Genomic DNA, 14,079 nt, shown 5'->3' on the forward strand with positions numbered 1-14,079 from the left:
GCCGATGCCGGCGGATGCGGGCCGAGCAGTGCGCTGGTCCTTGCGCACCCGCAATGCGCTTGCGGACGGCGTCTGAATGCAGCGGCCAATGCAGCGGCTTGGGCGCCTGTGGTATCGCCCGCCGCTGCTGGCCTATGGCCTGCTGCCGCTCGCCTGGCTGTACCGGAGCGTCGACAGCGTGCGCCGGCGGCTCTATCGCAGGGGCGTATTCGAACGCACCCGATTGCCGGTCCCGGTCGTGATCGTCGGCAATATCACCGCGGGCGGCAGCGGCAAGACGCCGCTCGTGCAGTGGCTCGCCCGGCGCCTGGGCGAAGCCGGCCGCAGGACCGCGATCGTCAGCCGCTCGTACGCGGCGAGCGCCCGCGTACCTGCTCGTGTGCACGCCGGCGACGACCCGGCGATCCGCGGCGACGAAGCGGTGCTGCTTGCCGCCACACTCGCCTGTCCGGTATGGAGCGGACCCGACCGGCGCGAGACCGCACGCGCCTTGCTCCGGGCGCATCCGGAGATCGATACGCTGCTGTGCGACGACGGCCTGCAGCACTATGCGCTCGAGCGCGACGTGGAGATCGCCGTGGTGGATGCCGCGCGCGGTTTCGGCAACGCCCTGCCGCTGCCGGCCGGACCATTGCGCGAGCCGCTGTCGCGCCTTGGTCGCGTCGACGCCATCGTCATGAACGGCGAGCAGCCGGTTGCAGGGCTGCCGGCCGCTGTGCCGCGCTTCGTCATGACGCTGCGCGGTACGCAATTTCGCAACCTGGTCGATCCCAACCGTGTCCAGACGGCGCAGGCGTTCAAGCACATGCGGCTCGCCGCGGTCGCCGGCATCGGCAACCCCGCCCGTTTCTTTGCGCACTTGCGCAATCTGGATCTGGCGTTCGATGCCCGCAGCTTTCCCGATCATCATCGCTACCGCGCCGACGACCTCCGCTTTGCCGCAGCCGATGCAATCCTGATGACGGAAAAGGATGCGATAAAATGCGCTGCATTCCGCGATCCACGCATGTGGGCGTTGCCGGTCGCGGCCGAGACGAGCGACGCGCTGGTGCAATTGATCTGCGAGCGCATCGGGCACGCCGCGGGTCTTGCACCGGCCGCCGGACACGCCGAACCCTGATCCGCCAAGGGCGCTACCATGGATGCCAAGCTGCTTGAAATTCTCGTCTGCCCGTTGTGCAAGGGGCCGCTCGTCTACCTGCGCGAGCGCCAGGAGCTCATCTGCAAGGCCGATCGGCTTGCGTATCCGATCAAGGACGGGATTCCCGTCATGCTGGAAGACGAAGCCCGCAAGCTCGCGGCCGACGAAGAGGCCTAGCCCGGATATTTCACCGGGCCAGCCCGAGTCGAAAGCAACTGACTGACATAGAAGACGCTCGTGACCGATTTCGCCGTCGTCATTCCGGCGCGCTTCGCCTCCACGCGCTTGCCCGGCAAACCGCTGCTCGATCTCGACGGCGTGCCGATGGTGGTTCATGTGGCGCGCCGTGCCCGCGCCTCGGGGGCGCACAGTGTGGTCGTGGCCACCGACCATGCCGGCATCGCCGAAGCGGTTGGCCGCCACGGCTTCGAAGCCGTCATGACGGCGGCCGATCATCCCAGCGGCACCGACCGGATCGCCGAGGTCGCCCGCGCCCGCGGATGGAGCGATTCGCAGATCGTGGTCAACGTGCAAGGCGACGAGCCGCTGATCGAGCCCATGCTGATCGAGAGCGTGGCCGCGACGCTCGCTGCCGCCCCCGAGGCGGCCATGGCAACCGCCTGCTGTCCGCTCACGGCACTTGCGGACTTCACCAACCCGAACGTCGTCAAGGTGGTGCTCGATAGGCAGCGCCATGCGCTCTACTTCAGCCGCGCGCCGATTCCGTATCCGCGGGATGCCTTCGGCGGCGGCGCGCAGGCGCTGCCGCAGGACCTGAACGCCTATCGCCATATCGGGCTGTACGCCTATCGCTGCGCGTTCCTGCACGCCTACGGCGCGCTCGAGCCGGCGCCGATCGAACGGCTCGAAGCGCTCGAGCAGCTGCGCGCGCTGTGGCATGGGTTTCGCATTGCCGTGCGCGTGAGCGCCGTGGCGCCGGTGGCCGGCGTCGACACCGAGGACGACCTCGCGCGTGTGCGTGCATACCTCGCGGCGAATCGCTAGGGGACATATCCGCTGGAGAAGGTGCGAGCTATCATGCGCTTGCAAGACAGACGGCGATGCCATCGAACGGCTGCGACGGCACAATCGGTAGAAATCGGAAATCGACGATGAGACTCATCCTGCTTGGACTGCCCGGGGCCGGCAAGGGAACACAGGCGCAATTCCTGACCGAGCGCTACGGGATCCCGCAAATCTCCACCGGCGACATGCTGCGCAACGAGATTCGAACCGGGACCAAGCTCGGACGCCAGGCCAAGACTTACATGGACCGCGGCGAGCTGGTGCCCGACGAGCTGGTGATCGCGCTGGTCAAGGAGCGGGTGACGCAGCCGGACTGCCGGAACGGCTATCTCTTCGACGGCTTTCCGCGCACCATCGAGCAGGCCGATTCGATGCGCCGGGAAGGGGTGAAGATCGATTTCGTGATCGAGATCGAAGTGGCCGACGAGGAGATTCTGCGCCGCATGAGCGGACGGCGCGTGCATCCCGGCTCGGGGCGCAGCTATCACGTCGAATTCAATCCGCCGAAGGTCGAAGGCAAGGACGACGTGACCGGAGAGCCGCTGGTGCAGCGCCCGGACGATCGCGAAGAAACCGTGCGCCGCCGGATTGCCACGTACCATGCGGTGACCAAGCCGCTCGTCAATTGCTACCTCACCTGGGCCAAGTCCGGCGACGCGGACGCCCCGCGCTACTGTAACTTCTACGGCCGCGGATCGATCGAGCACATCCGCGACAAGATCTTCGCCGCACTCGATTCGCACACCTGCCGCGGCGCCCAGGGCACTGCGGGCAGCCGCGGCGCAGACGACGGATCGCGCTCGTGACGACCCCAATGCCCCTAACCACGATGCCCGGGAGGCGCTCAATGAACGGGAAGAAAAATCTCTTCTACGCCCAGTCGGGCGGCGTGACCGCCGTGATCAATGCCACCGCCGCCGCGGTGGTCGAGACGGCGCGCCGCTACAAAAGCCGCATCGGCAAGGTCTACGCAGGCCGCGACGGCATCATCGGCGCGCTTACGGAGGATCTGATCGACACGTCCAAGGAGCCGGCCGCTTCGATCAAGGCGCTCAAGCACACGCCCTCGGGCGCGTTCGGTTCGTGCCGCTACAAGCTGCGCGACATCGACAAGGATCCAAGCCAGTACGAGCGCCTGATCGAAGTATTCCGCGCCCACGACATCGGCTATTTTCTCTACAACGGCGGCAACGATTCGGCCGATACTTCGCTCAAGATCTCGCGCATCGCCGAGAAGATGGGCTATCCGCTGGTGTGTGTCGGGGTACCGAAAACGGTCGACAACGATCTCGCGGTGACCGACACCTGCCCGGGTTTCGGCTCGGTCGCCAAGTACGTCGCGGTCAGCATTCGCGAGGCCGGCTTCGACGTCGCCTCGATGGCGCGCACCTCCACGCGCGTGTTCGTGCTCGAAGTCATGGGCCGCCATGCCGGATGGATCACCGCGGCGTGCGGGCTTGCCGCCGAGCGCGAAGGCGATGCGCCGCACCTGCTGCTGTTCCCGGAGGTGCGCTTCGACGAGGACAAGTTCATCGCCAAGGTCGACGCGTGCGTGCAGCAATACGGCTATTGCGCGATCGCGGTATCCGAGGGTCTGCGCACGGCCGACGGCAAGTTCGTCTCCGAAACGGGGCTGCGCGATGCGTTCGGCCATGCGCAGCTGGGCGGCGTCGCACCCGTGATCGCCCAGCTGGTGCAACAGCGCCTCGATCTCAAGTATCACTGGGCGGTCGCGGATTACCTCCAGCGCGCGGCACGTCACATCGCCTCCAAGACCGACCTGGAGCAGTCGTATGCGGTCGGCAAGGCGGCGGTCGAGTACGCCGTCAAAGGCTACAACGGCACCATGCCGGTCATCGTGCGCAAGTCCAACCGTCCTTACCGCTGGGTGATCGGCAAGGCGGATCTGAACGATGTCGCCAACCATGAGAAGTTCATGCCGGAGGATTTCATTCGCGAGGACGGCTTCCACATCACCGACAAGTGCCGTACCTACCTCTCGCCCCTGATCGCGGGCGAGGCCTATCCGCCGTATCGCAACGGACTGCCGCAGTACGTGCGGCTCAAGAACAAACCGGTGCCGAAGAAGCTCAATACCGAGTTCAAGCTTTAGCTTTTCTTGGCGGCATGGCGACGCACGCGCGCCATCTCAATGCCGATCCGCGAATCCCGCTCGATTCACGACGGGGCGCTCGGGACGGCCAAGCTTCGTGTTGCCTCAGAACAAAACATTACCGAAGGGGTCCGCGCCCGGAGCAGCCGTTTAAACGGCGATTCAGGTTAGAATTGCGCGGTTTTGCGCGGCCGGGTGCCCGCCCGCCGTATCGTCGCTAACGTACAAATAGGGAGTAGGTTCATGACTGGGGGAATCGTCCTCGCACTCGTTTGCGCGGTCATCGCGATCCTGTATGGGGTGATCACCAGCCGCTCGATCCTGGCGCTGCCGGCCGGCAATGCGCGCATGCAGGAGATCGCCCGGGCGATCCAGGTGGGCGCATCGGCGTACCTGAATCGGCAGTACACCACCATCGGCATCGTCGGCGTGATCCTGTTCGTGGTGATCGGCGTGGCGCTCAATTGGCCGACCGCGATCGGATTCCTGATCGGCGCCGTGCTGTCCGGTGCGACCGGCTACATCGGCATGAACGTTTCGGTTCGCGCCAACGTGCGCACGGCCGAAGCCGCGCGCGGCGGTCTCGCGCCGGCGCTGAGCGTCGCGTTTCGCGGCGGCGCCATCACCGGCATGCTGGTCGTCGGCCTGGGGCTGCTCGGTGTCGCGGGCTACTATGCCTGGCTGAGGACCACGGGCGGCGCCGACATCGTCCAAACCATCCAGCCGCTGGTCGGGCTCGCCTTCGGCGGCTCGCTCATCTCGATCTTCGCCCGTCTTGGCGGCGGCATCTTCACCAAGGGCGCGGACGTCGGCGCCGACCTGGTGGGCAAGGTCGAGGCCGGAATCCCCGAGGACGATCCGCGCAATCCGGCGGTGATCGCGGACAACGTCGGCGACAATGTCGGCGACTGCGCCGGTATGGCGGCCGACCTGTTCGAAACCTACGCCGTCACCGTGATCGCCACCATGCTGCTCGGCGCGCTCATGATGACGGGCACTGCAGGCGAAAACGCCGTGATCTATCCCCTGGCCCTGGGCGGCGTCTCGATCATCGCTTCGATCATCGGCTGCTTCTTCGTCAAGGTGTCCGAGGGCGGCAAGATCATGAACGCCCTCTACAAGGGCCTGATCGTATCCGGGGTTCTCGCGCTCATCGCCTACTACCCGGTCACCACCTGGCTCATGCCGGACGACGCCCTCGGCGCGCCCGGCAGCCAGATGAAAATCTTCGGCTCGGCGATCGTCGGCCTGGTGCTGACCGCGGCGCTGGTCTGGATCACCGAGTACTACACCGGCACCGAATACGCGCCGGTCAAACACGTCGCCAGCTCGTCGCAGTTCGGCCATGCGACCAACATCATCGCGGGGCTCGGCGTATCGATGAAATCCACGGCGCTGCCGGTGCTCGCGGTGTGTCTCGCGATCGGCGTGAGCTACTACCTTGCCGGCCTCTACGGCATCGCCATCGCCGCGACCGCGATGCTGTCTATGGCGGGCATCATCGTGGCGCTCGACGCCTACGGGCCGATCACGGACAACGCCGGCGGCATCGCCGAAATGGCGGATCTGCCCAAGGAAGTGCGCAACGTCACCGACCCGCTGGACGCGGTCGGCAATACCACCAAGGCGGTCACCAAGGGTTACGCCATCGGTTCCGCGGGGTTGGCCGCGCTGGTGCTCTTCGCCGATTACACGCATGCGCTGGAAGCCGCCGGCAGCAAGCTGTCGTTCGACCTGTCGGATCACATGGTCATCATCGGCCTGTTCATCGGCGGCCTGGTGCCGTATCTCTTCGGCGCCATGGCGATGGAAGCGGTCGGCCGCTCGGCGAGCGCGGTGGTGGCGGAAGTGCGCCGCCAGTTCCGGGACATCAAGGGCATCATGGAAGGCACGGCCAAGCCGGACTACTCGCGCGCAGTCGACATGCTCACCAAGGCGGCGATCAAGGAGATGATCGTGCCGTCGATCCTGCCCGTATTGGTGCCCGTGCTGGTCGGACTCATCCTCGGGCCCAAGGCGCTGGGCGGGGTGCTGATGGGCACCATCGTCACGGGACTTTTCGTCGCCATCTCGATGACCACCGGCGGCGGTGCGTGGGACAACGCCAAGAAGTACATCGAGGAAGGCAACTACGGCGGCAAGGGCTCCGACGCGCACAAGGCCGCGGTCACCGGCGACACCGTCGGCGACCCCTACAAGGACACGGCGGGACCTGCGGTCAATCCGCTCATCAAGATTATCAATATCGTCGCCCTCTTGATCGTACCTTTGATGTAAGGGGATCTTGTAGGGAGCGGTAGCCGAGTGAAGGGTGAGAAGTGAAGAGTGAACGGCTCACCCGAGCTCCTGAAACACAAACGGCGGGGTGACCCGCCGTTTGTGTTTCAGCGCTCCGGCCGGTTGGGTTCCGCTTCACCTTTCACTTTTCACCCTTCACTCAGGCATCCCCTTCCGATGCTGTAATACAATGAAAAAGCTGCCCACCATCATCCAGGGGATAGAGAACCAATGAAATTCGCCATCGAGGACCGCCGCGTCGTGTGCAAAGGGGACTACTACATCGCGCCGGGCGCCATCGTGGTCGGCTCGGTCATCCTGGAGCACAACGTGAGCATCTGGTTCAACTGCGTGGTGCGCGCGGACAACGACCTGATCACGTTGGGTGAAGGCTCGCAGATCCAGGACGGCAGCGTGCTGCACGCCGACCCCGGGGCGCCGATCTTTTTCGAGAAGAACGTCTCGGTCGGCCACATGGCGATGGTTCACGGCTGCACGGTCGGCGAAGGCTCGCTGATCGGCATCGGCGCGATCCTGCTCAATCACTGCAAGATCGGAAGACATTGCCTGGTCGGGGCCGGTGCGCTCATCCCGGAAGGCAAGGAGTTTCCGGACGGCACCCTGATCCTCGGCTCGCCGGGCAAGGTCGTGCGCGATCTCAAGCCGGACGAGATCGAGCGCATCGGCCGCACCGCGCTCAACTACCAGCAGCGGGCGAAGCGGTATCAGGCAGGTTTTCGCCCGGACGGGGAGTGATTGAGTGGAAAGTGAAGGGTGAAAGTGAAAGGCAGCGACGCTGGCCTTCACGCTTCACTTACTCAGTTCACTCTTCACTCAGTTCACCCGAATAGCCCGCCCACCCGCGTGCCGGCAATGCGGTTGACGATATACAGGCTCGCCGCGCACAGCACGATCAGGATGACTCCGAGCGCCGCCGCCTGGCTTTGCGAGCCGGCGATGTAGAAGGTGAAGATCCCGAACGGGATCATCTCCCAGCCGCCGAGGGTGAGGAAGATCGTGGCCGACGCTTCCTGGATCGACATGATGAACGAGAACAGCCCCCCGACCAGGATGCCCTTCCACACCAGCGGCAGCGTGATGTCCTTGAAAGTGCGAAGCCGTCCCGCGCCGACATTGGCCGCCGCCTCCTCCATCGACGGGTGCACGACCAGCAGCGAGGCATAACTGCCGCGCACGGTGTAGGGAAGCCGGCGCACGGCGAGCACCAGGGGCAGGATGATCCACATGCTGGTGAGCGCCGTGTCGGTGAGCGGCAACGGCACGTTGAACGCGCGAATGTAAGCGATGCCGATCGCCGTTCCCGGGATTGCGAGGATGAGCGTCGTGAGCGCATCCATCGCACGCCGGCCCGGCGCCCGGGTGCGCGCCATGATCCACGCCATCGGCACCCCGATGACGAGGCACAGCAGCAGTGCCAACCCTGAATACAGGAACGAGTTGATGATGAATTTCGGTGTCTCGATGCTCACCTGGCGGAAGAACTCCAGCGTGTAATGCACGGGAAACGGCGTGAGCGACCAGCCGCGGCCGACGGCGGCGAGCACCACGCCGACTTGCGGGATGACGCAAATCGTGAACAGCGCCACGGCGAGCCAGCGCTGGAACGGGCCGAGCCGCCGCCGCTCGACCCTCGAGTACGAAAGCGAGCTGTAATCCTTGATCGCCACGTACTGGCGCGCCGCCAGCACGAACACGATTGCGAGCACCCAGCAACAGGGAGGCTGAAACCCGTCGCCGCTACGGATATGCGGGGCAGCCGCAGGCTCGTCATTGCGGCCACACCGCGACACTGCTGGCGGGGTCGAAGCTCACGCTCACGGGGCTACCGAGCGCGTGCAGCTGGTGATGCCAGGAATCGCAGATGTCCACCTTGAACAACACGCCCTGGCCAACATCGACGTCATAGCGGATCGTGTTGCCCAGGTAGGCCGCGAACGCGATGCGGCCTTGCAGGCGATTGAATCCCGCACGTGCCTCGCCATCGAGCAGCGCATTTTCCGGCCGGATCGACAGCACGCACGCATCGCCCGGACGAAAATTCTCATCGAAGCGCGCCGTCAATGCCCCCAGCGGCGTTTGCACTTCGAGCGCAGGTCGGCTGCGATCGACCGCCGCCACGCTGCCTTCGATCAGATTGGCTACGCCGATGAAGTCGGCCACGAACCGATTCGCGGGCTGCTCGTACAACGTTCTCGGCGCTCCAATCTGGCAGGCGCTGCCCAAGTTGACCACCGCGATGCGATCCGACAGCGTGAGCGCCTCTTCCTGATCGTGCGTCACGTACACCGCCGTAATGCCGAGCTCCTTCTGCAGCTTGCGGATCTCGGCGCGCAGCTGCACGCGGATCTTCGCGTCCAGGTTCGACAGTGGCTCGTCCAGCAGCAGGATCTTGGGATTGAGCACCAGCGCCCGCGCCACCCGCTGCTGCTGGCCGCCCGAAAGCTGGCCCGGATAGCGAGCGTTAAGGCCCCCCAGCTTCACCTTTTCCAGGATGGCATCGGTGCGCTCGCCGAGCTCGGCACCGCGCACCTTGCGCAGCTTCAAGCCATAGCCGATGTTCTGCGCCACGGTCATGTGCGGCCACAGCGCATAGTTCTGGAACACCATGCCGATGCCGCGCTCGTCGGGCGGCACGGCGTTCACCACGCGATCGTTGAACCGGATTTCGCCCTCGTCGGGCGTATAGAAGCCGGCGATCAGCCGCAGCAGCGTCGTCTTGCCGCAGCCCGACGGACCGAGGAGCGTGAAGAGCTCGCCCTCCTCGATCGTGAAGCTCGCGCGGTTGACCGCGGTTACCTGCCCGAATCTTTTCGTCAGGCCTTCGACGGAGATGCGCATCGAGTACCGCTATTTCTTCAGCTGCGCCCAGACCGCCTCGATGTCCTTGCGGAACTGTTCGTTCACCTGCTGGTAGCGCTTCTGCGCCTTGTCGTCGTCGTAGATGTTGACCACGTCCACGTCGAAGTACGAGCGGATCCCGCCGGTGAACTCGACCGCCATCTCGGCGCGCGAGCCGGGCTTGCCCTGCACCCGGAACTTGGGCGTGATCGGGAACACGCCGCGCTCCATCGCGACGCGCTGGCCACGCTCGGACAACAGGTATTCGATGAACGCGCGCGCGGCCTTCGGATTCCTGGAGCCGGCCAGGATGGCGATCGGCTCCGGGGTGATCCAGGCGGTCTTGGGCGCGACGAATTTCAGATCGAACCCGGCCAGCTTGTCCTCGAACGCCATGTAGCTGGGCACGGCGAAACCGGCGGCGAACTCTCCGCGCGCGACGACCGACGGTACGTCACGGCTGCGGGCCGTGAATATCCCCGTGTTTGCGCCCAGGCGCTTCAGGAATGCCCAGCCTTTCTCGTCGCCGTCGCGCTGCAAAATCACCTCATAGGTCGCGTGGCTGCTGCTCGAGCGGCTGGGTGCGCACTGGGCAACGTTGCCTTTCAGCTTGGGATGCAGCAGGTCGTCCCAGTCCTTCGGCACCGGGACACCGAGGCGCTGCAGCACCTTCGGGTGGTAGACGAGCCCATAGGGCTCGAGCACGGTTCCGGTCCAGAATCCTTTCGGGTCCTTGAGGTAGATCGGCTTGGGCTTGCCGATGGTGGCCGGAATCGCGTCCATGACCGCAGCCGGCAGATCGTGCTTCACCAGCAGCTTCTGCTCGGCGAGCTTGTCGTAGAGCGCGCTCTCGCCGCCCCAGAAGATGTCGGCCTCGGGCCGACCCTTCCACTCCAGAATGCGCCCGTAGGCAACCGGAGTTCCGGCCGCGAGCGCATGCGCCTTCACCGTGATGTTCCAGCGCTCTTTGCGTAAGCGGTGAAATCCGCCAGCGTCGGATCGGTGAGCGTCTTCGCGACCGGCGTGATCAGCACCAGCTCGTTTTCGATCGTTTGCGCCTGCGCGGCCGGCGCAAACACGAGCCAGGCAGAAAGCGCAATTGCCAGGGCCGGCGGTCGTGATGACGCCGATCAGCATCAGCACCCGCATGCCGTTGCCGGCGCGATCGGCGATCCAACCCCATACCGGCCGGGCAACGAACCCGGCCGCCTGCATCACCGACAGCAGGATGCCGGCCTGCACCAAGCCATAAGCGCGATCGGTCACCAGGTACAGCACGAGATACGTCAGCAGCATCCGCTGCACGGCCGAGAAGCACATCCCGGCAAGCGCCAGCCAGCGCAGCGCCGGCGCCCGCCACACCAGCGGCAGCGCGCCGAGTGCCGCACCGTCCAAGGCCGCGTGCGGATTGCGGTCGCGGTCCCACAGCGCTCGCGCATGCTGATTCAACACCAATGCGCACAGGGCAATGGCGATCATGGGGGCGAGCGCCCAGCGCCAACCGAAGGCGAGCGCCAATGCCGGCGCGGTGAGCGAAACGATCATGCCGCCCAGCGGCATGCCGGTCTGCTTGAGGGAGAACACGAGATTGCGGCGCGAGGCCGGGGTGTAACGCACGAGGATCTGCGCGCCCGAGGCATTGATGAAGCCGGTGCCGAAGCCGCCGATCAAGGAGCCGATCACGATGAACGCCGGATGCGGCAGCATGAAAAGCAGCACGCCCGCGATGCAGCCGGCGAGCGTGAACTGGGTTGCGCGCGCCGGACCGAAGCGGGCGATGCACCCACCACCGTAGGCGGTGCCGGCCATCGCCGCCGCGAAGAAGATGCTCACCTGGTAGCCGACCCACGCGGGCTCGATGCCGAGCGACTCGGCGACCTTGGGTGCGACGGTCGGCAGGACCGCGTTGGTCATCGCACACGCCATCTGCGCCGCGGTGACCACGAACAGCACGAACGCAGGATGACGGCGCAGGCCTTCCCCCGCGCTGTCAGAAGCCATCGCGCACGAGGCTCACGGCTGCACCCATTGCTTGGCCCGCTCGAGCGCCCGGTACCAGCCGGCGCGCATGGCTCGCGCCTGGTCGCGCGACATGGCGGGCTCGAACCTGCGATCGATCTGCCACTGCCGGTCGAGCGTTTCCGGATCGTCCCAGAAACCGACGCCGAGCCCGGCCAGATACGCAGCGCCGAGCGCCGTGGTCTCGGTGATGCGCGGCCGCACGACCGGAACGCCGAGCACGTCGGCCTGAAATTGCATCAACAGATCGTTTCTCGCCGCACCCCCGTCGACGCGCAGCTCCGCCACGTCGATGCCCGAGTCCTGCCGCATCGCCTCGGCCAGGTCCGCGCTCTGGTAGGCGATCGACTCAAGCGCTGCACGCGCGATATGTGCCTTGGTCGCCCCGCGCGTGAGGCCGAGAATGGCGCCGCGCGCGGCCGGATCCCAGTGCGGAGCACCCAGACCGGTGAGCGCCGGCACGAGATACACGCCGCCGTTGTCCGGCACCGTCGCCGCGAGCGGCTCGACTTCGGCCGAGGTCGCGATGATGCCGAGCCCGTCGCGCAGCCATTGCACGATCGCTCCGGCGACGAACACGCTGCCCTCGAGCGCGTAATGCGTCTCGCCTTGCTGGCGCCACGCGACAGTGGTGACGAGCTTGCGTGTCGAAGCCACCGGCGCGACGCCGGTGTGCATGAGCATGAAGCAGCCCGTGCCGTAGGTATTCTTCACCATCCCCGGGCGCACGCAGCGTTGACCGAACAACGCCGCCTGCTGATCCCCTGCGATGCCCGCGATCGGAAGCGGCGCTCCGAACAGCTGCGGATCGGTGCGCGCGATCTCGCCCGACGAAGGCACGACGGCAGGCAGGAGCGCGCGCGGCACGTTCAGCACCTGCAGCAGCTTGTCGTCCCACTGCAGGGTGTGGATGTTGTACAGCAGTGTGCGGGAAGCGTTGGTGACGTCGGTAATATGCACCGAGCCGCCGCTGAGCTTCCACACGAGCCAGCTGTCGACCGTGCCGAATGCGAGCTCGCCGCGTTCGGCGCGAGCGCGCAAACCCGGATCCTCACTCAGCATCCAGACCAGCTTGGTGGCGGAGAAATAGGGATCGAGCAGCAGACCGGTGTGGCTCGCGAAAAGCGGCCCGAGGCCCTCGGCTTCGAGCCGCTCGCACAGCTCGGCGGTCCTGCGATCCTGCCACACGATCGCGTTCCCGACCGGCTCGCCGCTTGCCTTGTCCCAAACGAGGGTGGTTTCGCGCTGATTGGTGATGCCGATGGCCGCAATGTCCTTTGCCTCCGCGCCGGCGGCAACCAGCGCCTCGCGCGCCACCGCGAGCTGCGACGACCAGATCTCCATCGGGTCGTGCTCGACCCAACCCGGCCGCGGAAAGATCTGCCGCAACTCGCGCTGCGCGCTCGCGACCGCCTGACCGGCGCGATCGAACACGATCGCCCGCGAGCTGGTGGTACCTTGATCGAGCGCCAATACGAATCTCATGGTCGCATCCTCGGCCTCGTGCCACTTGCAGGCGGGCGCATCCTCCGCCGCTTGCCGTTTGCGGGTGCGTGCGCCGCTCGTCCGCCGCGACCGGCTCCCGCCTCGGCGGCGTGCCTGATGCCCTGTGCGACATTAGGGGTTAGAATTCCGGCCTTCCGGCCATTGGCGCCCATGCTCGCGACCCTATGCTGCTTCTGCTGTACTACGTGGTAGCGATCACCATCCTGGTGCTGCACTTCACCGGGTGGCTGCGCTATCACAACCTCGAGTGGCTCGTGCTGATTCTCGCCGTTACCGTCTTTCCCGCCGTGCTGTATCTCTAGTCGGCGCATCGCTTCAAGAGCTGATTCACCGCTGCTGCCGCTGCCAGCACGCACTACGGCGAGCACGCGCGTGAACGCCGGCTGGCATCATCGTGCGCGTGCTGCGCTCGCCCAGGCCGCGAACCCGACCGCGAGCGCAACGAGCTCAGGCATGTGCGAACGGATTCCTCCCGGCTGCTTCTGATGGCGCGTCGATCGATTGTACGCCGACAATGGAATACGCCTTGGCGCGCATCGGCCTGCAAGGGAAGGAGGGAACTCGCACACTACAAGCGAGTGATCGAGATAGTAGCGATCAGGGAAAGGCTAAAGAAGACGCGTTCGGCCAATCGAACGAGCGCCGCGATCCGAGCGCCGGATGCAGGTGGTTGCGCGGATGCCGAACGTCAGGTCACGAACGCCTCCCCGCTTGCCGACCGCGAGCGGCGAGCAGCTGCGAAGCTACAGCGCTGCGGACGATTCCGGATTCGGCGGCATGCGCGCGGGCTGATCGTAGAAGCCTGCTTGAAAGCCCTGCGCATATTCGTCGAATCCCCATAGCAGGTACGCGGGTGGCTGCTGGCGACGCGCTCGATACGCTTCGCCGTCGGCATAGCCATCGGCGTACGTAATCGTCCAACCGTAGGTGTGGGCCAGCTCCGCGAAGCTCAGGCGTGTGAATTTCTTCACTGTCGACTCCGTTTCCTCATGCACGGGGTCGAGCAACGTCCATGCCACTGAGTTCATGCCACTGGGCCACGCGGCGCGACGCCTGGAATTGCACGGCAGAACGCTCGCATACCGCAGCACGGACCCGTGTGCGGGGGTTTCCAAGGGGTGGGGCGCTCGCATTCGAT

12 protein-coding genes are annotated in these 14,079 nt (G+C 65.8%); 7 read left to right on the top strand and 5 right to left on the bottom strand.

Annotation, left to right across the window (positions count from 1 at the left end; translation table 11 throughout):
- The first annotated feature begins 88 nt into the window (after nt 1-88).
- From GEV05_03185 to GEV05_03215, 7 genes are all read left to right on the top strand, one after another.
- The gene (locus GEV05_03185) at nt 89-1,120 is read left to right on the top strand and encodes a tetraacyldisaccharide 4'-kinase (protein ID MPZ42401.1); all 1,032 of its coding nucleotides are present in this window, start codon (nt 89-91) and stop codon (nt 1,118-1,120) included.
- A gap of 18 nt (nt 1,121-1,138) precedes the next feature.
- Nucleotides 1,139-1,318 carry a Trm112 family protein gene (locus GEV05_03190; protein ID MPZ42402.1) on the top strand — a complete coding sequence of 60 codons (180 nt, stop codon included), beginning with the start codon at nt 1,139-1,141 and terminating at the stop codon, nt 1,316-1,318.
- Nucleotides 1,319-1,378: 60 nt separating this feature from the next.
- On the top strand, nt 1,379-2,146 hold the full coding sequence (gene kdsB, locus GEV05_03195; protein ID MPZ42403.1) for a 3-deoxy-manno-octulosonate cytidylyltransferase: 768 nt from the start codon (nt 1,379-1,381) through the stop codon (nt 2,144-2,146).
- Nucleotides 2,147-2,253: 107 nt separating this feature from the next.
- Nucleotides 2,254-2,973 (top strand): adenylate kinase, encoded by a 720-nt coding sequence (locus GEV05_03200; protein ID MPZ42404.1) that lies wholly within the window; start codon nt 2,254-2,256, stop codon nt 2,971-2,973.
- A gap of 41 nt (nt 2,974-3,014) precedes the next feature.
- The gene (locus tag GEV05_03205; GenBank protein ID MPZ42405.1) at nt 3,015-4,280 is read left to right on the top strand and encodes a diphosphate--fructose-6-phosphate 1-phosphotransferase; all 1,266 of its coding nucleotides are present in this window, start codon (nt 3,015-3,017) and stop codon (nt 4,278-4,280) included.
- Between the two features lie 243 nt (nt 4,281-4,523).
- Nucleotides 4,524-6,557 (top strand): sodium-translocating pyrophosphatase, encoded by a 2,034-nt coding sequence (locus GEV05_03210; protein MPZ42406.1) that lies wholly within the window; start codon nt 4,524-4,526, stop codon nt 6,555-6,557.
- 231 nt (nt 6,558-6,788) lie between these two features.
- Nucleotides 6,789-7,313, top strand: coding sequence for a gamma carbonic anhydrase family protein (locus tag GEV05_03215; protein ID MPZ42407.1), 525 nt, complete (start codon nt 6,789-6,791; stop codon nt 7,311-7,313).
- A gap of 83 nt (nt 7,314-7,396) precedes the next feature.
- Here the strand turns inward: GEV05_03215 and GEV05_03220 are convergent, their stop codons facing one another.
- The 5 genes from GEV05_03220 to GEV05_03240 form a co-directional block, all read right to left on the bottom strand.
- Nucleotides 7,397-8,272 carry an ABC transporter permease subunit gene (locus GEV05_03220; GenBank protein MPZ42408.1) on the bottom strand — a complete coding sequence of 292 codons (876 nt, stop codon included), beginning with the start codon at nt 8,270-8,272 and terminating at the stop codon, nt 7,397-7,399.
- 73 nt (nt 8,273-8,345) lie between these two features.
- Nucleotides 8,346-9,416 (bottom strand): ATP-binding cassette domain-containing protein, encoded by a 1,071-nt coding sequence (locus tag GEV05_03225; protein ID MPZ42409.1) that lies wholly within the window; start codon nt 9,414-9,416, stop codon nt 8,346-8,348.
- A 9-nt stretch (nt 9,417-9,425) separates the two neighbouring features.
- Nucleotides 9,426-11,417, bottom strand: a complete 1,992-nt coding sequence (locus GEV05_03230; protein MPZ42410.1) for an MFS transporter — start codon at nt 11,415-11,417, stop codon at nt 9,426-9,428.
- Nucleotides 11,418-11,429: 12 nt separating this feature from the next.
- On the bottom strand, nt 11,430-12,920 hold the full coding sequence (gene glpK, locus GEV05_03235) for a glycerol kinase GlpK (protein MPZ42411.1): 1,491 nt from the start codon (nt 12,918-12,920) through the stop codon (nt 11,430-11,432).
- A 764-nt stretch (nt 12,921-13,684) separates the two neighbouring features.
- On the bottom strand, nt 13,685-13,912 hold the full coding sequence (locus tag GEV05_03240; GenBank protein MPZ42412.1) for a hypothetical protein: 228 nt from the start codon (nt 13,910-13,912) through the stop codon (nt 13,685-13,687).
- Nucleotides 13,913-14,079: the final 167 nt, after the last annotated feature.

It is taken from the genome of Betaproteobacteria bacterium, assembly GCA_009377585.1.
Taxonomy (GTDB): domain Bacteria; phylum Pseudomonadota; class Gammaproteobacteria; order Burkholderiales; family WYBJ01; genus WYBJ01.

What these genes read in the sequence shown, in the direction of transcription:
- GEV05_03210 (MPZ42406.1), top strand. Translation starts at nt 4,524, where the DNA reads ATGACTGGGGGAATCGTCCTCGCACTCGTTTGCGCGGTCATCGCGATC.
- GEV05_03185 (MPZ42401.1), top strand. Translation starts at nt 89, where the DNA reads ATGCAGCGGCTTGGGCGCCTGTGGTATCGCCCGCCGCTGCTGGCCTAT.
- GEV05_03225 (MPZ42409.1), bottom strand. Translation starts at nt 9,416, where the DNA reads ATGCGCATCTCCGTCGAAGGCCTGACGAAAAGATTCGGGCAGGTAACC.
- GEV05_03205 (MPZ42405.1), top strand. Translation starts at nt 3,015, where the DNA reads ATGAACGGGAAGAAAAATCTCTTCTACGCCCAGTCGGGCGGCGTGACC.
- GEV05_03190 (MPZ42402.1), top strand. Translation starts at nt 1,139, where the DNA reads ATGGATGCCAAGCTGCTTGAAATTCTCGTCTGCCCGTTGTGCAAGGGG.
- glpK (MPZ42411.1), bottom strand. Translation starts at nt 12,920, where the DNA reads ATGAGATTCGTATTGGCGCTCGATCAAGGTACCACCAGCTCGCGGGCG.
- GEV05_03230 (MPZ42410.1), bottom strand. Translation starts at nt 11,417, where the DNA reads ATGGCTTCTGACAGCGCGGGGGAAGGCCTGCGCCGTCATCCTGCGTTC.
- GEV05_03200 (MPZ42404.1), top strand. Translation starts at nt 2,254, where the DNA reads ATGAGACTCATCCTGCTTGGACTGCCCGGGGCCGGCAAGGGAACACAG.
- GEV05_03215 (MPZ42407.1), top strand. Translation starts at nt 6,789, where the DNA reads ATGAAATTCGCCATCGAGGACCGCCGCGTCGTGTGCAAAGGGGACTAC.